Here is a 25,120-nt window from a genome sequence, read left to right as displayed (position 1 = left end):
TTGTTTATGAATCAAAACTATTGTACGTTTATAATAGTTAATTGAGGAGGAACATATCTATGTATAAATTAAATGATGGACGTAATATTCCAAATTTTGGTTTTGGAACTTATAAATTAAACGGTCATGCTGGTGTTCAAAGTATTGTTTCTGCCATTAATAATGGATATAAAATGCTTGATACAGCTTATAATTATGAAAATGAAGGAACAGTTGGTAAAGCCATCGAAGAAAGCGGAGTTAATCGCGATGAATTGACGATTACCTCTAAATTGCCTGGTCGTTACTATGCGCATCAAGATGCAATCACAGCGTTGCAAGAATCTCTTTATCGCGCACATTTAGACCATTTTGACCTTTATCTTTTGCACTGGCCTAATCCAAAACGTGGAATGTATGTGGAAGCTTGGCAAGCTTTGATTGATGCTCAAAAATTTGGATTGGTAAAATCAATCGGTGTTTGCAACTTCTTGCCAGAGCATTTGGATAAATTGAAGGCAGAAACCGGTATTTTACCAGCTATCAATCAAATTGAATTGCACCCATATTTCAATCAAGCTCCAATGCGTAAATATGATCATGACAACGGCATAGTTACCATGGACTGGAGTCCTTTAGGGCGTGCAAGTTCAGTTCTTAAAGATCCTGTTCTAATTGAATTGGGAAAGAAGTATCACAAGACAGTTGGTCAAATTATTTTTAGATGGGAACATCAATTAGATACGATTCCAATCCCTAAGTCAGCTTCTCCAGTAAGACAACGTGAGAATTTAGATATTTTTGATTTTGAAATCAGTTCCGATGATATGAAGAAAATCAATGATTTAACTAAACCAGATGGTCGGACTAACGATCAAGATCCAGCAGTTTATGAAGAATTTTAAAAATTAAAAAGCGTATCAGTCAATTTATTAATCATGGCTGTTACGCTTTTGTAGTTTTATTAAGAAATTATTTTAGTCAAATATGTTTGCCAGTCATCACTAAGGTGACAATCAAAGGCCATTTTAAAATCAGCAGGTAAATTCCGTGCTAATGACAAATTCAAGTCTAAGGCCTCTTCCAAACTAAAATATTTAACGTCGGAAGTTTCAACGCCACTGTGAATGTCATCTTCTGTTGGTTGGCATTCGAAGAACATTTTATAAATATAATTTAAATTCTTTTTAGGGTAATGATTTTTTTGCATATCTTTAACAGCAATTAATTTCTTGGGAATCACTTTGATTCCGGCTTCTTCAAAAGTTTCTTTTTCAGCAATTTCTCCAGCTGAATAACCAATGTCAGCCCAACCGCCAGGTATTGACCATTGACCACTGCTTTTTTCACGCACCAAAAGGATTTTATCATTTTTAAAAGTGGCAGCTCGCACATCAACTTTAGGAGTGACGTACCCTGTATCGGAGTCGAAATAAATATTCCATTGTTTTTTACTCGAATTTTGGACTAGCTGAGAAGTTAATTTCTTAGCCACAGACTCAAGTTGATCATATCTTTCGCGATCAAAAACGTCTTTACTATAATGTTTGCCAGTCTGGGCGATTGCTTGCAACTGTTCAAGCAGGAGTTCTGTATCTTCCATGTTTGACACCATCCTTTAAAACGATTGTATCACGATGGCGGGGTCACTGAGAACCGGGTTACGCAAACTAGTTTATTGAACTAATTCATTTGAACGATAAGCATTGCGCTCGTGCAAGAAATTATTAAAGAAATGATATTCTTTTGTGATGGGAACATTTTTTGGTTCATTTTTAATAGCTTCGGCAATATTTGCCATTAAAAGGAAACTATTCAATAACATGGAATGAGACTCATTTTCTTGAATAAAATCAATGCCATTCTCAATCATCTTAATAGCTAAATCATACTTAGATAACTCGTAGTAGGAAAGGGATGCCAGGTAAAAGACAACGTTAAGATTTTCATCATAAGTAGCTCTATCAAATTTTTTAAAAGCCAAAGAAATTTGCCGATAAGCTGCATTCTTCAACCCTTGTCTTGAATAAACATAAGCCAAAGTAATATTGCCAATTCTTGATAAAACTGTTTGTTTGCGATTGTGTTCAGTGCTGGCAAGCGATAGTTTCAGAAGTTCTTTAGCATTGTCAAACTTGTTTTCCAAGTGTAGGGCACAAATTGCTAAATAATAGTAATATGCTTGGGTTTGCTTGCTAGTTTGTACTAATTCGATAACTGTTGGTCGATTCAAAAAATTCTGAAGAGCTTGATAGTTTCTACTACTATAAAGACGATTGATTTTAGCATTCGAGTAATTGTCTTTACAAATTTTAAAACTGTTTACCAAAGATAAGTCGTACAAATCTATAGAGAGCCGTTGGCAAATGTTGATCAATAATTGCATGTTCGGAATGTATTTATTATGTTCAATTTCTGAAAGAGTAGATTGAGAGCAGATATCCGTCGCAATTTCTAACTGAGAAAGTTGTCGTTGCTGGCGAGTCTCCTTCAAAATGTCCCCTAAATTATCCATATTATTCACACCTACTGTTCTTATATAATGTTTTTATAAGTAAATGGTATAGAAGTAGTGTGTATTTTGTGTTCAATTAATGTAAAGTTTTTGTATATTACTATGTAAACTTTCAGTAAAGTTATCTGGATAATCCATTGAAAACGGCCGGGGACCTAACTAAACTAGCCTATTCCTGTTATTAAACTTTTTGTAAAGAACTGATTTATTGTGCAAAATAAATTTTAGACTAATCGAGATTAAATCCTTGTTTCTTCAAGAATGGGCCAACTTCTGGTCGACGAATCTGTTTGAAAATGGCTAAATTCTTTTCAGTCCAGTTAGTGTCACTGGCGTTAGTTTCACGAGCAGCGTAATAATCATGGACCGTTTGGTCGTATTGACTTAAATCAGTGAAACTTTGGTCATCATAGCTATTAGTAGCAACTTGGTTTTGCTTAGGCATTCTTGGCTTATGCTGGTTCTTGTGATTTGGAACGCCAATCGTCATTCCAAATAGGGGAACGGTCAATTCAGGTAGATTCAATAGTTTGGCAACTTGTTCAATGTTGTTGCGGATGCTTCCGATAAAGCAAATCCCTAAATCCATTGATTCAGCAGCCACAGCCATATTTTCAGCAGCAATAGCTGTATCAATTGTAGCTACAAGTAAGGATTCCATATTCTTTAGACTGTCTAGATTTTGATGGTGCTTTTCTAACATTGTTGCTTGACGATGCAAATCGGCTACGAAAACGTAAAAAGTATCGGCCTTTTTAACATGTGGGGAGCTGATAGTAATATCTGATAATTCACTACGAAGTTTTGGATCCGTTATTTCAATGATAGAGAAAGCTTGAACGAATTCCGATGTTGAGCCACTTTGAGCGGCTGCAATTAAATTACTTTTTGCTTCTGAACTGATTGCTTGGTCTTTAAAGTCTCTGACTGAGACGTGATTCATTAAATTTTCAATTGTTTGATTCATATTTATACCTCATTTTGCAAAAATTAAAAACTCATTTTGTTATCATAACATTTACGAAACGTAATTTAATGTAATAACCCTTGAGACAAAAAAGTGGAGCACAATGTTCTTTTATTGAACTGTGCTCCATTATTATTAACGTTTAAAAATTTAATTTGTTTACCAATCCCGGTTGAATCGGACGTTTGTCTTTGTCTGGATCAACTTGATAATTAATAATCATATTAACAGAATTTATAGTCAAAATATCGACAATGGCGTTTTTCATAATCATCAATTCTTGACCTCTAAAAGTTTTATCTTCGATAGGTGCTGCCATAATAATTACCTCCAGTCTTTGCCTTTGGAATAATAAAGTATAGTTCCAATGGTTCCAAATAGGGTAGTAATTAAGACTAATTTTTCGAAGCGTCTATTTCAAAATTGCAATCGCTAATGCCTGTTGAATTGCGTCAATACTATTATCCTTAGTAAATTGTAAAGATTCCGTTGGTTCAGTAGCGCTAGAAATCCAGATTTTTAATTCCGCATCCAAATCGAAGTGACCGGAAGTTTCCACACTAAATCGAGAGATGCTCTTATAAGGGAGTGTTCTGTAATCAGTTTTCTTACCAGTAACACCTTGTTTGTCAACGACGATAAGGCGGTAATTAGTAAAAATCACCATGTTTCTAACCCATTTGAAAGCTAAATCGATTTCTTCATCAGGAATTAAGACAGAACCAAGTTCCTTTCTTACAGCTTCTTTACTGAAATTAGAAGCATTTCCCATTAGTCCGCTAAGTATACTCAAAGTAAAACCCTCCTCCGGCTGTGATTTTGTATGGAGTAGTTTAAAGTTATAAAAATGTAATTGTATATTAAAGCAATCAGAAGCTACAAGTGAAATTTGAATGGATTTTTAAAAATTATTTAATATTGTAAGTTTTAGTGCCAATTGTTTCAAAATCTGAATTGGAGAATTCTAGGTTGATTGGATTGGCATTATCTTTTCCAATATCGAATATTAAAACGCCAGTCACGGTTTTACTTGGTAGTAGGCTATTTTGCAAGTTATCTTCATATTCTTGAGTGGGACTATTTCCATTTTCATCTAAAGCAACTGTACCTGGATTCAAATCAACATTTGAATTGTTAGTTAATCCTTTTACATTCAATTCGTTTTGATAATTTTTTTTATTAATCGTTTTGGTGCTGATATCTTTTTGATTTTCACTTTTGTTGCATTCAGTTAAAGTGTTCAGTTTTTTTGTCAATGAACTTTGGACAACAAATACAATTATATTTATTGTATCGATTATGTTTTGTATAAAAATATCAAATTGGGATAGAACTATTTCTCATTTTTTTACGTTGTTTAAAATAATCCATATAATATTTATTAAATGATGGGTTTGTTTAATTAGATAAATAAAAAACAGTCAAATCAATTAAGGTTTGACTGATATATGGAACTTTTATCAATTTAATTCATGTATTGTTTAATTAAATTTGAAAGTATCTCTGCAGCTACGTTTGATACAAAACTGATTGAAACACTTTCAAAGTTTTTAAGGACTTTTTTTGTTTCTTTCCAAACAATTGGGTCTCGAACATTATCAAGATATTGATGTCCGTTCCAAGTTATTTCTGAAACGTTAAACCAGTAGTATGAATTATTATCTGCCTTAGTAGTATTAAACACTATAAATCCAGCTTCATTCAATTTTGATAATGTATATAAAAATTCTTCATTACCAAATTTCTTACAAGTTTCAAACTTTAATAATTCTTCTGATTCAAGATTTTCATCAAATTCTAATTTACTTTCAATCTCTAGCAAAGAATTACGAATACATTCATTATTCAGTCTCATTTATAATATTAATTCCTTTTTTTAAAATAATACCAAAAAAAATAAGTGTAAAGAATAATAATATTCAAAAAAGTAGACAATAAGTACAGCTCAACAAATGATTGCTTTGAAATGATTATTAATTAGCTCACGAAAATTATCGTGAGTTTTTTGTACAAAAAAATCGCTAGTCAATTAAGACTAACGATCATATTTTTGCAGTCCACAAAATATTTTTGTGGCTCACTTTTTTTGAGCCATATCGAAACTTATCAAAATTGTAAATTTCAAAATGCTTTTATATCAACGGTTTTGGAGGCTATTAAAACTCATTGAACCCCCGTTATCACCCGTATGGGGGTTATATCCCCACATGATGAAATCCTATAATACCAGTGCTTACAAGGGCTTAATAGCGCTTAAACATCTAATGGCTCCGCTCGTGGCTCCGAAATTTAGAAGCCTACATAACTGGTGAATTTATCTATTGTTTCCTCGGTGGCTTGTTTGGTAACATGAGCATAGGTCGATAGGATTACGCTCACATCACTATCCCCAGCTTGCTTTTGAATTTGTTTGATTGTTAGTTGATTAGATTCAATAGCAAGTGTTATCCAAGTGTGACGTAAACCGTGTGGTGTAATACGTTTCAATCTCTTTTTGTTATCATTATTGTATGAGTCAATAACTGCATCCATCCACTTGTTTGGTTTCATCATAGATAATAGTTGGTTGTGAGTATTAGGAAATATCCATTGGTTCCGTGAACCAGTATTATATCCAAGCATAAACATTTCTTTGTGCATTGTACTTATCCAATGGTTCAAAATATCCGCAGTATTTTGATCTAAGTGTAAAGTACGATAGCCATTAATAGTTTTAGGTGTACCAATAACCTGGTGGTTATCAATATCCCTTGTAACAGTTTTATTAATTAATAATGTCTTATCTTTATAGTCAAAGTCAGCAACCTGTAAAGCCAATATTTCAGCTTTCCTGGCACCTGTGAAGGCTAGTAGTCTAAACAATGCTACGGCTTTCTCATTTCTACCACCATAGTATTTATTAGTTTGATTTATGAAAGCCTGTAATTCGTTTTTATCCCAAAATTTATTATCATCAGCATTTTGTATTTTAGCCTTCTTTTTTGGCATAATTACAAGATCCATAGGGTTTTCATATATGATACTCAAACGTCTGGCTTCTTTAAAAACAAGATTGGCATAATTCTTAATCTTTTTATAGTCTGAAAAATCATCATACCAACCGTTTACTATCTTTTGACAGGTAGTAACGGTTATTTTTTTTATCTTATATTTCCCGAAAGCTGGCAAGATATGTATTCTAAACATTCCTAAGACGTGGTTTAGCGTGCTTTCTTTGACCGTCTTCCTATAAGACTCAATGAAACTATCGTACACGTCTTTGTACGTTGCGTTAGTGTCTTCCTTAAATCCGTGATTATCTAAGTCAGCCAATTGATGAGCTACATAAATTTCACATTCTTTGCGTGTCTTAAAACCACGCTTTTGACGTTTAGTTCTTTTGCCAGTTAATGGATCAGTTGCAATGGTGTACTGGCAACGCCAAAATTTACTACCATCTTTTGTTTTGTATTGTGTAAAACTTGCCATAGTTTAGTTTCCCCATTTCTAGCTTTGCACGGCGCGTTATGGGGAGATTGATTAGTTATTTAAACCAGGTAGTCAAATCTGTGTTTTTTAAAATATGTAAAAGTAATTTTTGGTTAGTTGAATCATCGTTGTTAAATAATAGCTTTTCAGGAAGAGTAACTGTGTACTCTCCATTATTTAATTTCTTAATATTTAAAAAGTCAATTTTCTTTATGCCAAAACAGTCAATCATGAAAGGCATACTTCCAGATTCTTTGAAACGATCGCTAACTTTATACGTTACTTTTTCAGTAAGTAATGCAGTAAAGAATAGCGTAAATATTTGCTTATCGTTAAGATGAGAAAGAACATTATTAACTTTGGCATTCTGATAATCAACAATCTTTATTAAATCGTTGGGGAGTTTTTTTTGATTATTAAATGAGTCGGAATCTAAGTCCAGAACGGTGAACCCCCAAATTTCGTTTTCTTGTTCTTTTTTTAGATTGCTATTTTTATCATCTGAATTAAGTGGAACCAATATAATTGGATATCCATAATATGAATTTTTTTCTGTGTCATCATTTCTTATTACTATTTGTAATATTTTCAATCTTCCATCAATACTATCTATCTTAAACGGAAGTGTGATTTTCTTTGTATCAAAGTCGATTATTGAAGCATACACGTCCTGCAAGTGGTTCACAAAAAAACTTTCGACTGGTAAATCAAAATGTTCCATAAGTTTTTGAAGAGTATTTAATTGAATACCTTTACTATCATTATTTGCAAGTTGTGTAAGAGTTTTTCTTGATAGTCCAGTTTGGCGAGATAACTCGCTAATGTTTTCATTCTTATCTTTTAGTATTTTATCAAGGCTGAATTTAAGCACTTTTAATTACCTCCAATGCACTAAGAGTATCATTTATTTAATAAAATGGCTAGTAAAGGTTGCAAGAACATGACAATTGAGTATAATGATAGTCATAAAGAGATGAAAGTGAAACCTTTAAGAACAATAGATAGAAGGAGATGAAAAATTATGACTGATTTACCAAGATATATGAAACTTGGTCAAGCCTTAAAGTATTTGAATATTGGAAGTTACAACACTTTATACAAATACATTGACCAGGGTCTTAAAGTTTCAATTGTTGGTGGTGTTAAAAGAATAGATCAAGTAGATTGTGATAAATTCTTAGAATCTAAAAAAATATAACAGTAGCTTTGCACGGCGCACAGTTATAAGTTTACTAACTAATAAGGGAGAAATAATTATGTTTGAAAGTGACGAAGAAGAAATGAATTTCCTTGAAGCACAAGATGAAAATATTCAAGCACACATTCGCAATATTGAAACAAACCTAGATGCTTTAAAAGGAAATAGCACGATCACAGTGAACGATGGTGAAAAGAAAGTAGTTGTGCCAGCTATCGTATTAGCAGATGAAATTGCTCAAGATGCTAAAGCTATCAGTGATGCTATTTTATTACAGTAATGAATTACAAAAAAAAGGGTATAAAAAAAGGACTTATTCTAACCGACAAAAGTTAATAAGTCCTACACATAGCAATTAATACTTGCCTTAATTATACCAAAAATTAAGGAGTTTTTAAATAATGGAAAATGAATTAGAAGATATTATTTGTATGAATTTGAACAATAAACAAACGATTGATCTAGCGACAGCATTTATAGATGCGGTTCAAACCGTGTCAACTTCAATTAATGCAGTAGATAATCGATTAGGTGATTTAATTGAAAAACTCCCCAATGAGGATAAATAAATTTGTTTGTGTACACAACAATAATAAGGAAGTGATAAATTGACCACTTATGAAATGGCTTTAGAACTAGCCAAAAGAAATATATATTACTATCCTACCGCACCTGGTAGTAAGTCGGGTATGAAAGATACCCACGGTTTTAATGATGCAGTAAATGATGAATCGATGGCGCGAGAATGGTTCGATGGGACTAACAATAATATCGGTATTAATTTAAAGAAGTCGGGCTTAATGGTGGTAGACGTTGATATGCATGGCAATGGCAACGGGCTCCACAGTCTTGCCACTATTGTGGAAAAATATGGGGCGCTCCCTAACGATACTCTAGTTGAAAAAACTCCAAGGAACGGAACTCACTGGTTTTTTAAAGTGCCTGCAAATTTAGACTTAACAAACAACGTCAATGCCTTTTTTGATGGTTCTGGTATTGATCTAATGACAAGCAACGTCTTAATAGCTCCAAGCAGTATTGACGGAGTTAGCTACTCTAATGGAAGCGGGACTTTTGATGATATCAAACAAGCCCCCACCTGGTTACTAGAGTTTGCCCAGGATAAGCCAGCTAATAATGTTAGCTCTGGTACGCCACGATTTAAGAAGTACACAGGTAGATTACTAGACAAGATTGTTAAAGGAGCCACCAAGGGACAACGCAACAATTTCATTACAAGTATTGCAGGTTCAATGCTAGCAGTTGGTACCAGTGCTAGTAATGTTTATGAATTATTGTCGGTTATTAATCAAAATTTTATATCCCCACCTTTACCACAGAAAGAGCTGGACACTGTTTACAGTTCGGTTGTTTCAAGGGAGTTGCGTAGATTGAAGGTGAATTAATGGAAGAAGGACTTAAAAACAAAATTAAAGAACTGTCACAAGTGCAAACTAATACGGATAACGTTATTGATCTATGGAAGGAACAATTCCTTAAGACTGATAAAGGTACGATGCGATCTAGTTCAAGCAAAAATGTATTCTTAATACTTCAAAATGATGCCAGATTGAAAGACCTACTTCAATACAACGAGTTTTCAGAACAGCTTCAAAAATTGAAGCCTAACTACTCACTTGATACTAAACCAGGTGACTGGCTAGATAGTGATGATTCTAAACTCAAGTTGTTTATTGAGGATAATTACAATTACGTTCCTACTAAAGATGCTATCAGTGATGCAATTGTAAAGTTTGCTATGGATCACTCTTTTAATCCCGTCAAGCGACGTATTGAATCGGTCACATGGGACGGTGTGAAACGAGTTGAAACTTTTTTCATAGACTACTTAGGTGCAGAAGATACCGAATATACACGTGAGATATGTAAACGTTGGTTAACAGGTGCAGTCGCTAGAGTTTATAACCCTGGTGTTAAGTTTGAAATTGTTCCTATCTTATTTGGCGGTCAAGGTATTGGTAAAAGTACCCTAGTAGGTTCTATATACCGTGATTACTTTTTAGATGAGCTAGAGTCCATGGGTAAAACTAAGGACGACTTCCAGCAACTAAAAGGTAAATGGATTGTAGAAATTGGTGAATTGTCAGCCATGCGTAGAACTGATGTAGATCACGTCAAGTCTTTTATATCAGCACAGTTTGACAATTACAGACCGTCGTACGGACGCTACACGACAGATCACCCACGTAAGATTGCTTTTATTGGTACTTCGAATCCACCAGAGTTCTTGAAGGATAAGACAGGAAACAGACGTTTTTTTCCTATTGAATGTAATGTTCAAGAAAAGAAGAAAGATCCGTTCAATATAGATGATGCTGATATTCTGCAAGTTTTGGCAGAAGCCAAAGTTTTATATAACAATGGTGGACAAATCTTTATAACAGATTCCTTACAGAAGATTGCAGAGAAATATCAAAAAGATGCTATGATTCAAGATCCTAGTGAGGAACAAATATTATCTTATCTTGATATGCCAGTACCAATCAATTGGAATGAATATCCTACTGAAAACAAACGTTATTATTTTAACGATTATATGAACGATCGTACTTGTGTTGACATGGACAAAAAGCCAGTTAAGGAAACTACAACCATTGACCAGGTAACCACAAATGAAATTCTACAAGTTGCTTTTCATATTAGTAACGATCAGCTGATTTCTGCATCACGTGGAAATGTTGGTAAACAGATTTCTGATGTTATGAATAGCTTACAAGATACCTGGCAAAGAAGTCACAACGTAAGAATTAGCAAGAACAAACGCGGACGTGGATATAAACGAAGATGAGACATGAGACATGATAGAGACATGACATGTATCATCTCTTATCCCAATAGTATCAAGGCTTACAAGAATAATGAGACATGAGACATGTAAATACCAAAGTATTAAAAAAAGTATTACTAAGTGTGTAACAGTGCTTTATTTGAAGTTTTAAAACATACATGTCTCACGTCACACGTTGAATGATAATAGTCCCTATACCAAGTGGCACAAGGGTTACATAGATGATACATGTGTGAGACATGCTACTATATCATGTCTCAATTAAATGAAAGGAATAAATAAATGGAACTACAAGATAATTACACCCGACTATACAGGTGGATAAAACAACGACACCACTTGGTTAAGAATAAATTACCCCCCACTATCGGGGTATTAGACCCCGATGGTTACGATGATCCCATTAGATTTTTAGACCTATCACCATTAGAGCAGGTCGTACTGGTTACGTGGGTACTCAATACATTGGCACCCAGTAAAGGAATTAATTACGCTGATGATTCTTACAGTCTTAAACACTATTTCAGTGATTCAGGTTGTGGCTTTTACATTATGAATGGAATGTTTAAAGGTGCAATGTTGGTTACTGGTTTCAAGGTTGCGGACAAGCAGAGTAAGAACTGGTGCTTCAATATTAAGCCGTCCAGTACCACCAACCTATATCGTACGAAGGCAAATATTATTGATAAGAAAATTAAATATTAAATTAATTGATTGATCTAATTTAAACAGAGGAGAATATAAAAAAATGACAACTTTAAAAGAAATTGAATCAAAATTAACTAACTTAGTGACAGATAACCAAAGCAAAATTGATAGCTATCAAAAGAAGATTGAAACCGCTGATAAAGCTATCCAGGATGCAAACAAAAAATTGAAGAACGCCGAAGATACCGTAAATGTAGATGATTATAATAAGGCGAAAAATGCAATTTGGTCAGCAGATCACGCCAAAGAACTTTATACGAAAACTAAAAATAAGGTTCAAAATACCCCACTAATTAGTAAAGCAGAATATAGTTCATTGTTAAAAGAAATTACTGAAGGCGCTGATAATGAACAAGAGGCATTAAACGAAAAAGCGATAAAACTTATTGCAGACATTCGTTCACTTGCTAATGAATCGAGTGGAGTTACAAATAAAGCTAATAAATTAATGAACGTTTTACAACGAAAAGTTTATAAAGAACCCGAGGGACGTATTTTGAAAAGTGATGGGGGTACAACCTGGTCAAGTGATAAGGAATATAGAAGTAAAATTTCAGTAAGTGGTTTTTACAATGCTAAAGTTAAGGGAACATCACTATCAAAATTAGCGGGTGAAGAAAAATAGAAATTCAATAATTATTGGTTATAAAAAAGGAGTATTAAAACTATGGATGAAAATAAATATATTAGTATAGATAAAATGCAAAAAGAAGTAGATGAAAAATTTGAAAAGGAAGTAAGAGAGCATAACGCCAAAGTAGATGCAAAACGTAAAGCTATACAAGATGCGGAGAATGCTGAAATGCAAAAACTTTATAAAGGCATGGCGGAAAGCATTAAAACCGAACAAGAAGAACAGAAGTCCCGTGAACTTGAAGAGGCTGTTTCAAAGGCATCCAAAGAAGTTGAAGATAAGTATGATAATAATTCAATAATAAAATCAGAAAAACGAACTTCTATGGATAAGGGTTACAATAATTTGTTAGATGGCTTGGATTCAAATGATTGATTAGAACCCTGGTTTATATTGATACCCGCCATATAGTTGGGATAACAACCTCACTAGCCCGTGTACCTTGTGCCTGGTTGGGTTAATGAATAGAACAATAGTATTGGCATTAAAGGTAATCAAATGGCATAAGGAGCCGTTAATAGGTTGCTACAATAGTTTGTAGTTACTTGATTTAGTTTGAAATATATTTTTAAAATAAATTTCTGAGTCGCAGAGTTGTATCCGTCACTCCCTCGCCCCACTCACTTGGGTACTGGGGTGGATGGGTGGAGCTAGTCTGATGCTGACAAGATTTAAATTAAAAATAAAATAAAAAAATAAATTATTTTTATTATTTGTTGGTGATTAAATAAAAAATAATTTATTTTTAAAAGTCCCTATTAAGCCGTGTACGGCGTTTATTGATGTTGCTTGGTAAATTGTAACGTGCCTGGTAATGGGGGGGCGTACCCACCCCCTCCCCGTTATAGCCGTGGTTCACGCCGTCATTGTACATTTTTTATCATGAATTTGATTAGGGGGGTATCTATGGTAGTGATGTCAATGAATATAGAACAACTTAAATTCAAAATAATTGATGAAATGTGTGGGTACACTTTTACTTATAAAGGTGAGCCTTGTGGTATGGAACCAATTGTTGAAAGTGGAGTATTTACTTTTGGAGCCTGGTCTGGAGATAAGAATAAAGATTATACCGATATTGATGAGTTAATGACAGATAAGTTTTATTCTGGTAAATCACTTACTGAATTGATTGATACAGTTGAATTAGATTTCATTTAGTTTTTATGGAAAGTAGGGGGAAGTATTATGAATATAGAACAGCTTAAAGCCAAGATACTAGATGATGGTTCTGGTTTTACGTTTACTTTAGAAAGTAAACCATGTGGAATGGAACCAACGGTATAAGCTTCTTTTTTAGTCTTAAATCCGCTCTTAGATAAAGATTTACGTTTACCATTAGTATCCTTGTATCTGATACGATAAGTCCAAGCTTTACCACGTTTATATACTTCCATGAGTATTCCTCCAGTATGGTATACTAAAGGAGTTAAATAGGGGGAGTTTTAGCCCATTTAGTATAGATTTCGTTTAAGTCACATCCTGAACTTTGGTCGGTTGAGCGGATAAGCTAGCATCTGTGTTCAAGCATTTTTCTTTTTCATCGTTATTCATTAACTGAATTTTCTCCTTTTTTATCTTTATTATTTTGATAATTATCCATGTTATCCAGATGAACATAATTCAAACTTACAAGTAAACTATCGCCACCATCTACGGCTGGAAGGTTCATTCTCTTTCTTCCTTCATTGATAGTTAAAATGCCACCTTGAACTGCTTTAATTACGTTCTGTGTGGTCGTTTCGGGATCAACACTAAACAATCTATCGGTATTGAATCGGAAACTTTGCTTGTCAGCATGACTTAAAAGTTTAAAGTCTAGCTCTGCTGTAAATACATTGAAGTAATGACTCAAAGTACCATTGATATAGTTCATATTAGTTTGGGAAACACTGGAATGATTTTCTTCTACACCTAATTGATAAGTTGAAAGCCCAAATACTTTCGCAATTTGTTTACTGCTCCAGTCGTTAGAATTAACTAGCTTCAATATATCGGTATTTACTTCTAGTGGGGTATAGTCCATTGAACTATCCATTACTAGAGTTCTTGAACTGTTACCAGCTCCAGCATTAGATTTTTCAAACTCACTTCTGATATTACCTTTAGCCTCTGCATCTAGGTCTGACTTGTTTACTTTCAAACCACCGTTGGTAATATTAGCAAATACAAAACTGCTGATGAGCTAAATCAAGAACGTAAAGCACGTCAACTTGGGTATACGTAAGCGGACTAAGCCAAGAAAGGTTGATTTATATGATATCTTTTGTGCCCTGCTTTATACCTTGAAAAATGGGTGCGTTTGGCGCGGTTTACCCAGCGATTTTCCTAAATGGGAAACCGTCTATTATTACTGGTTACTTTGGACTAAAACGCCATCTCCTGCTGGTATCACTCCTCTGGATAAGGTTTTAAAAAAATTGTCAGCCAACATCGGTTGGCTCAGAAGCGTTCAGTTTATACATCGTTCATCATTCTAGATGCTCAAAGTGTCAAGAATACCGATCCTGCTGAAAGTAGCGGCTACGATGGTGGTAAAAAGGTGAGTGGGATTAAGCGCCATCTTGCTGTAGATATCAATGGGCTGCCGATGGCAGTCCATGTGACAACCGCCAATGTTTCTGAGCGTGATGGCGCCAATGCGCTACTGGCGTTAAACAAATCACAGTTTGACCTGGTTCAACGAGTAATGGCCGATGGTGGTTATACTGGTAACAACTTTGCTCAATCAGTTCAGGCAATGATTAACGCTGAAGTCATTATTGCTAAACAGAGTGACCTTAGGCACGGTCAAGTGACCCCGCAACGCTGGGTTATCGAACGCAGTTTTAGCTGGCTAGGAAAATATCGGCGCCTCTGGCGCAATTGTGAGCGAAAGCTGAACACCAGTAAGATGATGATTAGCTTAGCCTTCCTGCGAATACTCTTGAAAAGATTCTAAATACGTTCTTAGGGTTATAACCTGTAAAATCACTTTCTGTGACTCAAAATCAGTCCAAATACTGACGACTATAAAAGCTGAATATTTTGGAGGCATCATATATTGAAAACAACAAAATTAGTTGTTGGAATTTTGCAGATTGTTTTGTCCTTGTTTATCTTGCTACAATCATTCGCCGTGGGTGTTGGTAATGCTATTGATAAGTCAAAGGACGTGGGTGGAAGTGCTGGCTTTGTGGTAGCAATCCTGTTCATCGTTTCTGGAATTATTTATATTGCCACTCGCAAATCAGAAAAGCTTGGTGGTGACATTGCCGGTCTTGTCTTGATGATCATTTCATGGTTATTCGCGATCAGCAACGCGCATGTATATTCAGACTTGCAAATCTGGGGTTGGGTTTCATTCGTCATTGGTGTTGGCTTCTTCGTTTGGCACTTTATTGCACTACGTAAACAAGCAACTAAGTAATAATCGAAGCCCCTACTTGGGGCTTTTATTGGATGCAAAACGTAGCAACTTAAACGGGTCTAGAATTTTTGGTGTTGGAAAGTATTTCCATTCCAAAAGTACTAGGCCCTAATTTAAAAAGCCATTGATAATGGATCAAAAACGGCCACTAGGGTATTGTCTAATAGTTGATTTGGATAGCATTATAGCTTGCTATCAAGCCGGAATTAGAACGCCTTGGGAAATGTCAGACTTCTTTGAAGTGTCTGAATCTTACATGTGGAAAGCCATTGACACTTATCGTATTAAACGTGGAATTGACTTCACGTATAAGGGCTATAAATTCAATTTAAATAACGGTCTTTCTATGTCCAAAATCTGACTGACTTTAAAAGCTGAAATTTGTTTCGGGGGAAAAAGAAAATGAAAACCAAAAGTTTAGCATTAACGGGATTAACTATTCTTTTAGCTTCAACATTGGTAGCTTGTTCCGGTGGCAACGAATCGTCTTCAAAATCTGATACAGCTGATAAAACCGTGAAGGTTAAAAAGAAAGCATCAACTTATTTCAAGGATAATAAGTTAGTAACCAAGGATTACGATATTGATATTACTCAAACAAAAGTAATCCAAGTTGGCAAAACTGGAAACGAATATGGTGAAAAACCTGTATTGGCATTTTGGTTCAAAGTTCATAATAAGAAAGCTAAAGACTTAGATCCAAACGGTGCTTGGATAAGTATTTTCAAGGCAATTCAGGATAATAATAAAGATTCAGTCAATGAATTGGATGTTGGTTCACTTCCTGATGATAGATTTTTAGATTCACAATCTGAAGAAATTAAAGTTGGTGGAACCGTTGAAATGGCTGTTTCATATGAATTAGATGATACAACCACACCGGTTAAATTAACTGCTGAAAATATTGTTACTGGTAAAAGTCTTGGATCAATGACATACAAGTTAAATTAAAATAAGACAAAACAAAAAAGCCACATTCCCCAACCGACCAAAGTAGAAGGAAAAAATAGCACTGATTCAAACGCCAATAACGATGATAACACAAAGGACGACCAACAAGACGGCAAGTCCCTAACTGGTTACGCCGTGGTATTTGATACACCAAGCAAAAGTTTAGGAAATTTTAAAGAAGTTATTGATAAGAACGCTTTCGACGGTGTGGACTTATCAGATGTTCTTATGGTTTCAAACCATGATTTTGGAAAGGTATTAGCAAGTACCAAAGCTGGTACGTTAAAACTTGATGTAGACGATAAAGGTTTACATTTTGAAGCACAACTACCAAAGACAACAGTCGCTGATGATACATACGAAAATGTAAAAGATGGCAATATTTCAAATATGAGTTTTACTTTTGCCGTTGCAGATGATGGCGATACATTTACCAAAGATGATGATGGCAATGTGATTAGAACTATCAAGCAAGTTAAATCATTATTTGATGTATCAGTTGTGGCAATTCCAGCGTACGATGATGCAAATGTTCAAGTAAATAATGGTTAATAACCCTAGTGAATTAACAGATGTAATAGATTTCTATGGCAAGACTTATGAACAAAATGACGATGGTGTAATGGTTCCTAGTGAAGGTAAAGTATTTACTACCTGGTGTAAAGTTTTAAGCGATTTACTCAAAGACTACAAGTCTGATGCTGGTACATTAATGCGTGGCAAGACTTCTTTTGTTATCCGTCACGATCAACCGAAAGAAATTGATACATCTATGATTATTAAATGGAACAGTAAGACCTATACAATTGATAATATTCTTAAAGATAATACGTATAAAGCCTATGATACAGTAGTTACAACAATGAAAAAAGTGATATAATATACTTATGGTAGATATAAGAAATATCTATCAAATAAAATAATTCAAGCTTTGTAGGTCTCGTTTTATCGAATTATTGCAATACAGTGAGTTTTTTTCTTGTTAGTAAGAAATTCTTTAATCTAGTAGCACTCCTTAGTGCTATACAATATTTAATTTTCTAGTCTGGTAGAGATACCAGGCTTTTTTTATGCACAAAAAAAAGAACACCGATCAAGTCGATGTTCAAGCGCCGTACAAACTTAAATGTTTTTTCGTGGCTCCGTCGTGGCTCCGCTTTATTGTAAATAAGTGATAACCAGTGAAGAACTCAATTTATAAAACGTTGATTTATCAAGGGTTTTGACGACCCATGACAACCTGTAAAACTCAATTATCACCCGTATGGGAATCGAACCCATAACTCCACCTTGAGAGGGTGGCGTCTTAAACCATTTGACCAACGGGCAATTAAACAACATTCATAATTTTAACTGTAAAGTAGGGCTTATGTCAATATAATTCCTCAATTAATTAAGAATTATTTTCATCATCCTTATCTTTTGACTTAATAAAGAGTACATAAATCATAGTTCCAATCAAAAAGATAGTATAGATGGCACTGGCAAAACCAGCATATTCCATAATTACCCAACCGGTGATTCTGGCACTAGCAATTAGAAGCATTGATAAAACTCCAAACATTACAACTTTTCGTAAGAGGTTTTGATAAATCTCATTAAATTTCTTTTGTCTATTTTTCATAGTAAGACAGCCCCCGAAATGATGGTACCACCTAAGATTGCTAAGATGTTGTTTAAAAAGTGTACGGTGATATCAGCTTTAATATTTTTAGTTCGATAGTAAACTCCAGCTAAAACCACTCCCAACAAAATTTTCGAAAGGGCGTAAATCCAGTCGGTATTGGCACTAAAAGGTGCGTGAACGTAACCAAAGACTATTCCGCTTAACAAAATTGCTAAAAAGGGTCGATCAACGAAAAACCAGTTCATAAGTATTCCACGGAAAAGAATTTCTTCCAAAATTGGTGCAACAAATATTGTGAAAAGAATTAAAATTACCATATTATTGTTTGCCACTAATTTCAAAGCATCGACGTTTTCATTGGAGCTCCTCATAAACGGTACGGTAGCAAAATTTATCACCATGGTTAAAACGGTTGCGATGACAACGATCATCCAAGTACCTTTAGTAAATTTTTGCGTAGGGAATTTTTGAGCATGTTTGAAAACAAAAATGAGAATTATTGTTGAAATCGCTAACAAAATGAGTGTTAGGAGTGGAGCATAGCTGATATATGAGCTATAATTTGCTCCGAGTTCCTTTTTAGTTAAAGTTAATATACTTAATGGAAGCTGTTCCATTAAAAATAAGAATAAAAAGGTTATAATAAGAAGTATGACTTTTATAGGATGATAAGTATTTTTTGATTTATTCATTGATAATTCACCTTATTTTTTTGAGATAATCGTTAGAAATCTTTGATGATTAGTGCTTTAATACTATAATGAGTTTTTTTAAAGGGAGTGAATAAATGTTCAAGATTGCTCGAGGTAGGATTAATAAAGTGCAAGTACTTGCAGCGGTCATTTTTATGGTTTTCCAAGTTGTTGCGACGCTTTATATTCCTAATCTTACATCAGACATTGTTAATAAAGGTGTTATTACTGGTGATATTGATTATATCATGCATGCCGGTATGGAAATGGCGATTGTGGCACTTATCGCTGTTATTGCTGCCTTTGGTAATGTCTTTATGGCAGCACAGGCCTCTCAAGGATTAGGTCGTAAATTAAGATCCGATTTATTTAAGAAAATATTATACTTTACTCACGATGAGTTCGACAAGTTCGAGACTTCATCATTAACGACTAGAACTACTAATGATGTTGTTCAAATCCAAAATGTGATGATTATGATGTTGAGAATGATGATTATGGCTCCAATCATGTTGATTGGGGCAAGTTTTATGGCCTATCAAAAAAATGCTGAAATGACCAAAATTTTCTTAATCTCTATTCCTATCTTAGTTATTGTTGTCGCACTGGTTATGTTTTTTGCGGTGCCATTGTTTAAAGCAATGCAAAAGAAAACTGACCGTTTGAACTTAGTCTTTCGTGAAGGTTTGACGGGTGTTCGTGTTATCAGAGCTTTCAGACAAGATAAATTTGAACAAGATCGTTTCAAAAATGCCAATGCTGATTACACTAACAATGCTGTTAAAGTATTCACGATCGTAGCGGTAATGTTTCCAGTCGTAACCTTAGTTATGAGTGGTACCAATGTTGGAATTACTTGGTTAGGCGCTCATTATATTGCTAATCAATCAATGCAAATTGGTAATATGATTGCTTTCATGACCTATGCTATGCAAATCTTAATGAGTTTCATGATTCTTTCGATGGTGTTCGTCTTCGTTCCACGTGCTTCCGCTTCTGCAGCTCGTATTCAAGAAGTTTTTGAAACTAAGAGCCGAATCGATGTTGTAGCAAAGCCTGCTGAAGTGGCAAAAGAACCATCACTTAGTTTTAATGATGTCAATTTTAGATATCATGGTGCTGAAAATCTAGCTTTGGCAAACTTGAATTTCAAAGTTACGAAAGGCCAAACTTTAGCCATTATTGGTGGTACTGGTTCTGGTAAAAGTACTTTGATCAATTTGATTCCAAGATTTTATGATGCTGAAACTGGTGTCGTCAGTTTAAATGGAACTGATGTTAAGGCTTTGAGCACTGAAGATATCAACAGCAAGGTATCAATGGTTCCTCAAACTGCTATTCTTTTCAAAGGTACAATTCGTGAGAATATGGCCTATGGTAAAGATAATGCAACTGATGATGAAATTTGGCATGCTTTAGAGATTGCTCAGGCTGCTGATTTTGTTAAGGAACTCGATGGACAATTGGATGGTATTGTTGAACAAGGCGGAGATAACTTCTCAGGTGGTCAAAAACAACGTTTGGCTGTCGCTCGTGCCTTAGTTAAAGATGCTTCAATTTATGTTTTCGATGATTCCTTCTCTGCACTTGATTTCAAGACTGACCTTAATTTGCGGACAGCTTTGAAAAATGATGAGAAAATCAGTCAAGCAGTGGTTGTCATTGTTGGACAACGTATCTCAACTGTTGCTGATGCTGACCAAATCGTTGTCTTGGATAACGGTAAGATGGTCGGTCTTGGAACTCACCAAGAATTAAAAGAAAATAATAAGACTTATCAAGAGATAATTGAGTCTCAATTGAAGGAGGATTAGTAATGGCTGAAAAGAAATCTCAAGATTCACCTTCTGTTGGACATGGTCCAGGAAATCGTGGCCCAGCAGTAGTTGTGAAGCCTAAGAATTTTTGGAAGACCAGTGGTCGCCTAGCTAAATATATGTCGACTTATATCGTTGGTCTAATCATCGTATTAGCTTTAGCGATTGCTTCAGCCGTTTTCCAAATTAAGACTCCAAAGATTTTAGGACAAGCAACAACTGAAATTTACAAAGGGATGATGAAAGGGATAGCTCAACAAAAGGCTGGTATCGAAATTAATGGGCTCCCAATCAACTTTGGTAAAATTGAACAAATAATTTTCATTGTAATTTTAATGTATCTTGCTTCAGCGCTATTTAGTTTTATTCAACAATTTGTGATGACAAGAATCTCACAAAGAACAGTTTATAAATTAAGACGTGATTTGAAGTCGAAGATGCAACGTTTACCTATTTCATATTATGATTCGCACTCTAATGGTGATATTATGTCACGTGCTATCAACGATATGGATAACATCGCCGGAACTTTGCAACAAAGTTTGACGCAGTTGGTAACTAGTTCCGTTACTTTCGTGGGTGTTATCTGGATGATGCTGACAATCAGTTGGAAAATGACTTTGATTGCTATGATCACAGTTCCACTGAGTTTAGTTGTCGTGGGCGTCATTGCTCCACAATCGCAAAAATTCTTTAAACGTCAACAGACTTCATTAGGTCTCTTGAATAATCAAGTTGAAGAAAATTATGCCGGCCACGTCGTTGTTAAAAGTTTCAACCACGAGGAAGAATCAATCGATGCTTTTGAAGAAGAAAATGCTAAATTGTATAAGGCTTCTTGGAAAGCGCAATTGATTTCTGGTATCGTTATGCCTTTGATGACGTTCATTAATAACTTAGGTTATGTCTTCGTTGCCATTTATGGTGGTATTCAAGTTGCTAATGGTGGTATTTCTTTAGGTAATATCCAAGCTTTCTTGCAATACATGAATCAATTTTCACAGCCAATTGCGCAACTAGCTAACTTAACTAACACGATTCAAGCAACGGTAGCTTCTGCTGAACGTGTCTTTGAAATTCTTGATGAACCAGAAATGAAGAATGAAAAAGTCGATGTTCCTGATGTTGAAACTGACGATAAAGTTACCTTGGATCATGTTAAATTTGGTTACGAAGGTAGTCCTATCTTGCTTGAAGATTACAATCTAAAAGTTAAACCGGGTGAAATGGTTGCTATCGTTGGACCTACTGGTGCTGGTAAAACTACAATTATCAATTTGTTGGAACGCTTTTATGATGTATCTGGCGGTTCCATTAAGATTGGTGGCAGAGATGTCCGCAATATGACTCGTGAAGATGTTAGAAGTCATTATGCAATGGTTCTACAAGATACTTGGCTCTTTACTGGTAGTATTTATGATAACTTGAAATACAGTCGTGAAGATGCTACTAAAGAAGAAATCATCAATGCAGCTAAGGCAGCCCATGTAGATAACTTCGTCCGTCAACTTCCTAAAGGATATGACACAGTCTTGAATGAAGAGGCTTCAAATATTTCTCAAGGTCAAAGACAATTGATTACAATTGCTCGGGCTTTTGTGGCCAACCCTGAAATCTTGATTCTTGATGAAGCTACATCTTCAGTTGATACAAGAACTGAATTACATATTCAACATGCGATGGAACGTCTATTGAAGAATAGAACTAGTTTCGTCGTTGCTCACAGATTATCAACCATTCAAGATGCCGATAAGATTATCGTTATGAATCATGGTTCAATTGTTGAAACTGGTAATCATGATGAATTGATGGCTAAGAATGGATTCTATGCGGATCTTTATAATTCACAATTCGCTGGAAATGTCACAATGTAATTTACAAAAGTATATAATTAGAGCGTGCTAGGGCACGTTCTTTTTTTATCTTCAAAAGAAAGGGTAGGATTTATGGCAGATTTTACAGAAACTAAAGCTCAAATAATTGATTTAGTTAATCGACAAATTGTTCCTGGGGCTAGTTTCGGCTTCATCAGCTCGTCTCAGACGAAAAAATATACATACGGCAATAAGGCATGGTTTCCTGAAATTTTACCGCTCAAAGGCGATGAATTGCACGATTTGGCCTCATTAACTAAAGTGATGGGGACAGTTCCGTTGATTCTAAAAATGTTAGATGAGAAATTGATCAACTTACACGACCCAATCAAAAAATATCTCCCTGAATTTACCGATAGTCGAATCGAATTATTTCATTTAATTACTCATACTTCTGGTATTCATGGATTTATTCCTGATCGTGATGAGATGAATGGTGAAGAATTGCTTCAAGCCATGCTGAAGCTACCTGTAACTGATACTTTTAATAAGAAAGTAGTTTATACGGATACTGGTTTGATCTTTTTAGGTCTAGTGATTGAAAAGTTTTATAAGATGCCAGTTCAAGATGCTATTATGAAATACATTATTGAACCCGAAGGTCTAAAGGAAACCACTTTTGAGCCAGACAAAAAATTGTGCGTGCCGACTTATAAAGTAGCAGGAAAAATGTTGCAGGGAGTCGTTAATGACCCTAAGGCTCAACAATTAGGCAAGCATTGTGGATCTGCTGGAATGTTTTCAACTTTAAATGATGTTTTGAAATTTGCACAAGACATGTTGTTACCTGATAAAAAATTTCTTTATCATAACTATACGGAGTTAAACCCTGGTCGCTCTTTAGGTTGGGATGTTAAACCAGATGGCTCTGGCCATGTTTTATTCCACACTGGCTATACGGGACATTTTATTGCTTTAGATTATGCCCATCAAAATGCGATGGTTGTTTTGACTAACCGTGTTCATCCAAGACAAGTTAATCAATTATTTTTGGAAAGAAGAGAAACAATTTTAAATTCATTTTTAAAAGAAAGTAAATAATAAAAAAAGACTACTTGTAACTATTCAAATACGAATAGTAATAAGTAGTCTTTTAAATATATATTATTTTTGTTTGATATAGCCTTTATCGCCAAGGGCTTTACGAAGTCCCAACATAGCGGTATAAGTTGCTAGAACATATAATTTTTCAGTTGGAATCTTTGGTATCTCTTTGACGAAATCTTCAATTTCAACTGTTTCCAGATTTTTCTTCATATCGAGACCGGCAATCTTGAATCGATAAGTTACATCTTTAACACGTTTCCCACCAGTAATAACTAGTGGTAGTTTGCCGAAATCAAAATCTTCAAAGTTTCCGTCCCAAATCCAGCTTGTATCGATTCCATCAGCGTAGTTAGAATTCAACAAAAAGGCTAATGTATATGGATCTTTGTCGCTGAGAACTGTTTCGATGACTTGATTTAGACCAACGGGATTCTTAACTAAGATGATGTTGACATCTTTGCCATCGACGTTGATTGTCTCTTGACGTCCAAAAACTTTTTCATCATAGGCAAAGGCTTTTTGCATTTGGTCGGTGCTGATACCCATTTCTGAAGCAATCGCGAAAGCAGCCAAAGCATTGTAAACATTGTATTTTCCACCGATATTCATCTTGAACTTATTGCCATCGATTTCGAACTCAGTCTTATTAGGTAGGAGAGTAGAAATTTTTGTTACTTGATACTTCAAATCATTTCGCTTGAAACCACAATTAGGGCAGAAGTAACTGCCAAGATTGGCATAAGAAATCATATGATAGTGCATAATGTGATTACATTTAGGACAAAGAACGCCGTCAGTATTAGTTGGTGCTTTAAAATCTTCATTTTCATCGCCTTTGTCAGAAAAGCCATAGTAAACAAATTTGTTAGGCAATTCTTTTGAAGAAAAGATAGCGGCATCGCCATTAGCAATGATAGTTGCATCTGGTGCCATTTTGATACCATCGACAATTTTTTGATAAGTTGTATAGATTTCACCGTAACGATCCATTTGGTCACGGAAAATATTTGTTAAGACAAAATACTTTGGTTTGATATATTTACAGATGATAGGCACGTTAGCTTCATCGACTTCTAAAACAGCCAATGGCTTTTTGCTTTTTTTGTGATGCGTCACAAAACTTGTAACGATACCTTGAATCATATTAGAACCGGTTGGATTGGTCAAAACGTCATCATATTTTTGAATCAACATTTTGTTGATCAATGATGTTGTCAAAGTCTTACCATTAGTACCAGTAACAACGATAAGGTCGTAATCCTTGCCGAGACTTCTTAAAATATCTGGATCAATTTTGTAAGCAATTTTTCCTGGATAAGAAGATCCACCATTAAAAAGCTTGTTTAAAATAAAGTAGGATGTCTTTCCTGTTAATGTTGCGATTCCTGATTTAAATGTCATTAATAAAAACCCCAAATTGAATTA

Annotated in this window: 31 protein-coding genes, 1 tRNA gene and 2 pseudogenes; 19 read left to right on the top strand and 15 right to left on the bottom strand. The window is 34.8% G+C overall.

Annotated features, from left to right (window positions below; genetic code table 11):
* Positions 1-53: 53 nt before the first annotated feature.
* Positions 54-884 carry an aldo/keto reductase gene (locus FHL06_RS01280; protein WP_162000258.1) on the top strand — a complete coding sequence of 277 codons (831 nt, stop codon included), beginning with the start codon at positions 54-56 and terminating at the stop codon, positions 882-884.
* A 59-nt stretch (positions 885-943) separates the two neighbouring features.
* On the opposite strand, the gene FHL06_RS01275 is transcribed toward FHL06_RS01280, so the two are convergent.
* The 9 genes from FHL06_RS01275 to FHL06_RS01235 all read right to left on the bottom strand — a co-directional run bounded on the left by FHL06_RS01275 (position 944) and on the right by FHL06_RS01235 (position 7,800).
* Entirely contained in the window at positions 944-1,594 is a 651-nt protein-coding gene (locus tag FHL06_RS01275; RefSeq protein WP_153384429.1) for an NUDIX hydrolase N-terminal domain-containing protein, read from the bottom strand.
* Positions 1,595-1,654: 60 nt separating this feature from the next.
* The gene (locus FHL06_RS01270; RefSeq protein WP_153384428.1) at positions 1,655-2,494 is read right to left on the bottom strand and encodes a helix-turn-helix domain-containing protein; all 840 of its coding nucleotides are present in this window, start codon (positions 2,492-2,494) and stop codon (positions 1,655-1,657) included.
* A 229-nt stretch (positions 2,495-2,723) separates the two neighbouring features.
* Positions 2,724-3,461, bottom strand: coding sequence for an oxygen-insensitive NADPH nitroreductase (gene nfsA, locus FHL06_RS01265; RefSeq protein ID WP_153384427.1), 738 nt, complete (start codon positions 3,459-3,461; stop codon positions 2,724-2,726).
* Positions 3,462-3,603: 142 nt separating this feature from the next.
* The gene (locus FHL06_RS01260; RefSeq protein WP_153384426.1) at positions 3,604-3,780 is read right to left on the bottom strand and encodes a hypothetical protein; all 177 of its coding nucleotides are present in this window, start codon (positions 3,778-3,780) and stop codon (positions 3,604-3,606) included.
* A gap of 93 nt (positions 3,781-3,873) precedes the next feature.
* Positions 3,874-4,254, bottom strand: a complete 381-nt coding sequence (locus FHL06_RS01255) for a PH domain-containing protein (protein WP_153384425.1) — start codon at positions 4,252-4,254, stop codon at positions 3,874-3,876.
* 115 nt (positions 4,255-4,369) lie between these two features.
* A complete protein-coding gene (locus tag FHL06_RS01250; protein WP_153384424.1) occupies positions 4,370-4,717 on the bottom strand; it encodes a hypothetical protein in 348 nt (115 codons plus the stop codon).
* Positions 4,718-4,926: 209 nt separating this feature from the next.
* The gene (locus FHL06_RS01245) at positions 4,927-5,316 is read right to left on the bottom strand and encodes a DUF2513 domain-containing protein (protein WP_153384423.1); all 390 of its coding nucleotides are present in this window, start codon (positions 5,314-5,316) and stop codon (positions 4,927-4,929) included.
* 434 nt (positions 5,317-5,750) lie between these two features.
* On the bottom strand, positions 5,751-6,929 hold the full coding sequence (locus tag FHL06_RS01240) for a site-specific integrase (protein WP_153384422.1): 1,179 nt from the start codon (positions 6,927-6,929) through the stop codon (positions 5,751-5,753).
* 55 nt (positions 6,930-6,984) lie between these two features.
* Complete coding sequence (locus tag FHL06_RS01235; RefSeq protein ID WP_153384421.1) at positions 6,985-7,800, bottom strand: helix-turn-helix domain-containing protein; 816 nt, start codon at positions 7,798-7,800, stop codon at positions 6,985-6,987.
* 150 nt (positions 7,801-7,950) lie between these two features.
* On the opposite strand from FHL06_RS01235, the gene FHL06_RS01230 reads away from it, so the two are divergent.
* From FHL06_RS01230 to FHL06_RS01190, 9 genes are all read left to right on the top strand, one after another.
* On the top strand, positions 7,951-8,127 hold the full coding sequence (locus tag FHL06_RS01230; RefSeq protein ID WP_125708081.1) for a helix-turn-helix domain-containing protein: 177 nt from the start codon (positions 7,951-7,953) through the stop codon (positions 8,125-8,127).
* A 58-nt stretch (positions 8,128-8,185) separates the two neighbouring features.
* Complete coding sequence (locus FHL06_RS01225; RefSeq protein ID WP_153384420.1) at positions 8,186-8,407, top strand: hypothetical protein; 222 nt, start codon at positions 8,186-8,188, stop codon at positions 8,405-8,407.
* A gap of 121 nt (positions 8,408-8,528) precedes the next feature.
* Complete coding sequence (locus FHL06_RS01220) at positions 8,529-8,696, top strand: hypothetical protein (RefSeq protein WP_153384419.1); 168 nt, start codon at positions 8,529-8,531, stop codon at positions 8,694-8,696.
* A 39-nt stretch (positions 8,697-8,735) separates the two neighbouring features.
* Positions 8,736-9,533 (top strand): bifunctional DNA primase/polymerase, encoded by a 798-nt coding sequence (locus tag FHL06_RS01215; RefSeq protein ID WP_153384418.1) that lies wholly within the window; start codon positions 8,736-8,738, stop codon positions 9,531-9,533.
* Positions 9,533-10,936, top strand: coding sequence for a virulence-associated E family protein (locus FHL06_RS01210; RefSeq protein WP_153384417.1), 1,404 nt, complete (start codon positions 9,533-9,535; stop codon positions 10,934-10,936). Before FHL06_RS01215 ends, FHL06_RS01210 begins: the two co-directional genes overlap by 1 nt.
* 465 nt (positions 10,937-11,401) lie before the next feature.
* A complete protein-coding gene (locus tag FHL06_RS01205) occupies positions 11,402-11,641 on the top strand; it encodes a hypothetical protein (RefSeq protein WP_192917932.1) in 240 nt (79 codons plus the stop codon).
* Positions 11,642-11,684: 43 nt separating this feature from the next.
* Complete coding sequence (locus FHL06_RS01200; RefSeq protein WP_153384416.1) at positions 11,685-12,269, top strand: hypothetical protein; 585 nt, start codon at positions 11,685-11,687, stop codon at positions 12,267-12,269.
* Positions 12,270-12,311: 42 nt separating this feature from the next.
* Entirely contained in the window at positions 12,312-12,653 is a 342-nt protein-coding gene (locus FHL06_RS01195; RefSeq protein WP_153384415.1) for a hypothetical protein, read from the top strand.
* A gap of 531 nt (positions 12,654-13,184) precedes the next feature.
* Positions 13,185-13,439, top strand: coding sequence for a hypothetical protein (locus FHL06_RS01190; RefSeq protein WP_153384414.1), 255 nt, complete (start codon positions 13,185-13,187; stop codon positions 13,437-13,439).
* Between the two features lie 125 nt (positions 13,440-13,564).
* Here FHL06_RS01190 and FHL06_RS14990 read toward each other — a convergent pair.
* Positions 13,565-13,675, bottom strand: a pseudogene (locus FHL06_RS14990) (Arm DNA-binding domain-containing protein); the annotation flags it as partial.
* A gap of 149 nt (positions 13,676-13,824) precedes the next feature.
* Positions 13,825-14,436, bottom strand: a complete 612-nt coding sequence (locus FHL06_RS01180; protein WP_337692515.1) for a phage portal protein — start codon at positions 14,434-14,436, stop codon at positions 13,825-13,827.
* A gap of 31 nt (positions 14,437-14,467) precedes the next feature.
* On the opposite strand from FHL06_RS01180, the gene FHL06_RS01175 reads away from it, so the two are divergent.
* The 6 genes and pseudogenes from FHL06_RS01175 (at position 14,468) to FHL06_RS01150 (ending at position 17,518) form a co-directional block, all read left to right on the top strand.
* Positions 14,468-15,219 (top strand): IS5 family transposase gene (locus FHL06_RS01175; protein WP_337692514.1). Its coding sequence is split into 2 segments (ribosomal slippage): positions 14,468-14,696 and positions 14,696-15,219, totalling 753 coding nucleotides; the frame shifts between segments, so codons are not numbered across the junction.
* 102 nt (positions 15,220-15,321) lie between these two features.
* A complete protein-coding gene (locus FHL06_RS01170) occupies positions 15,322-15,687 on the top strand; it encodes a hypothetical protein (protein ID WP_057812128.1) in 366 nt (121 codons plus the stop codon).
* Between the two features lie 130 nt (positions 15,688-15,817).
* The gene (locus tag FHL06_RS01165) at positions 15,818-16,048 is read left to right on the top strand and encodes a hypothetical protein (protein WP_057812130.1); all 231 of its coding nucleotides are present in this window, start codon (positions 15,818-15,820) and stop codon (positions 16,046-16,048) included.
* A gap of 41 nt (positions 16,049-16,089) precedes the next feature.
* Positions 16,090-16,638, top strand: coding sequence for a DUF5067 domain-containing protein (locus FHL06_RS01160; RefSeq protein ID WP_153384411.1), 549 nt, complete (start codon positions 16,090-16,092; stop codon positions 16,636-16,638).
* Between the two features lie 24 nt (positions 16,639-16,662).
* A pseudogene (locus FHL06_RS01155) lies at positions 16,663-17,181 on the top strand (HK97 family phage prohead protease); the annotation flags it as partial.
* Position 17,182: 1 nt separating this feature from the next.
* Positions 17,183-17,518 carry a head-tail adaptor protein gene (locus FHL06_RS01150; protein ID WP_153384410.1) on the top strand — a complete coding sequence of 112 codons (336 nt, stop codon included), beginning with the start codon at positions 17,183-17,185 and terminating at the stop codon, positions 17,516-17,518.
* A gap of 376 nt (positions 17,519-17,894) precedes the next feature.
* Here the strand turns inward: FHL06_RS01150 and FHL06_RS01145 are convergent.
* The 3 genes from FHL06_RS01145 to FHL06_RS01135 all read right to left on the bottom strand — a co-directional run bounded on the left by FHL06_RS01145 (position 17,895) and on the right by FHL06_RS01135 (position 18,957).
* A tRNA-Glu gene (locus FHL06_RS01145) sits at positions 17,895-17,967 on the bottom strand.
* Between the two features lie 64 nt (positions 17,968-18,031).
* On the bottom strand, positions 18,032-18,262 hold the full coding sequence (locus FHL06_RS01140; RefSeq protein ID WP_153384409.1) for a hypothetical protein: 231 nt from the start codon (positions 18,260-18,262) through the stop codon (positions 18,032-18,034).
* The gene (locus FHL06_RS01135) at positions 18,259-18,957 is read right to left on the bottom strand and encodes a CPBP family intramembrane glutamic endopeptidase (protein ID WP_153384408.1); all 699 of its coding nucleotides are present in this window, start codon (positions 18,955-18,957) and stop codon (positions 18,259-18,261) included. Before FHL06_RS01135 ends, FHL06_RS01140 begins: the two co-directional genes overlap by 4 nt.
* A gap of 95 nt (positions 18,958-19,052) precedes the next feature.
* On the opposite strand from FHL06_RS01135, the gene FHL06_RS01130 reads away from it, so the two are divergent.
* The 3 genes from FHL06_RS01130 (at position 19,053) to FHL06_RS01120 (ending at position 23,689) form a co-directional block, all read left to right on the top strand.
* Positions 19,053-20,771, top strand: a complete 1,719-nt coding sequence (locus FHL06_RS01130) for an ABC transporter ATP-binding protein (protein WP_153384407.1) — start codon at positions 19,053-19,055, stop codon at positions 20,769-20,771.
* 2 nt (positions 20,772-20,773) lie between these two features.
* Complete coding sequence (locus tag FHL06_RS01125) at positions 20,774-22,648, top strand: ABC transporter ATP-binding protein (protein WP_153384406.1); 1,875 nt, start codon at positions 20,774-20,776, stop codon at positions 22,646-22,648.
* Positions 22,649-22,720: 72 nt separating this feature from the next.
* Positions 22,721-23,689, top strand: coding sequence for a serine hydrolase domain-containing protein (locus tag FHL06_RS01120; protein ID WP_153384405.1), 969 nt, complete (start codon positions 22,721-22,723; stop codon positions 23,687-23,689).
* Positions 23,690-23,752: 63 nt separating this feature from the next.
* On the opposite strand, the gene FHL06_RS01115 is transcribed toward FHL06_RS01120, so the two are convergent.
* The gene (locus FHL06_RS01115) at positions 23,753-25,096 is read right to left on the bottom strand and encodes a Mur ligase family protein (protein ID WP_153384404.1); all 1,344 of its coding nucleotides are present in this window, start codon (positions 25,094-25,096) and stop codon (positions 23,753-23,755) included.
* Between the last annotated feature and the right edge of the window lie 24 nt (positions 25,097-25,120).

The organism is Companilactobacillus halodurans (assembly GCF_009600985.1).
Classification (GTDB): Bacteria; Bacillota; Bacilli; order Lactobacillales; family Lactobacillaceae; genus Companilactobacillus; species Companilactobacillus halodurans.
The sequence above is the reverse complement of the archived record's forward strand: the minus strand, read 5'-3'. Positions and strand labels throughout refer to the sequence as shown.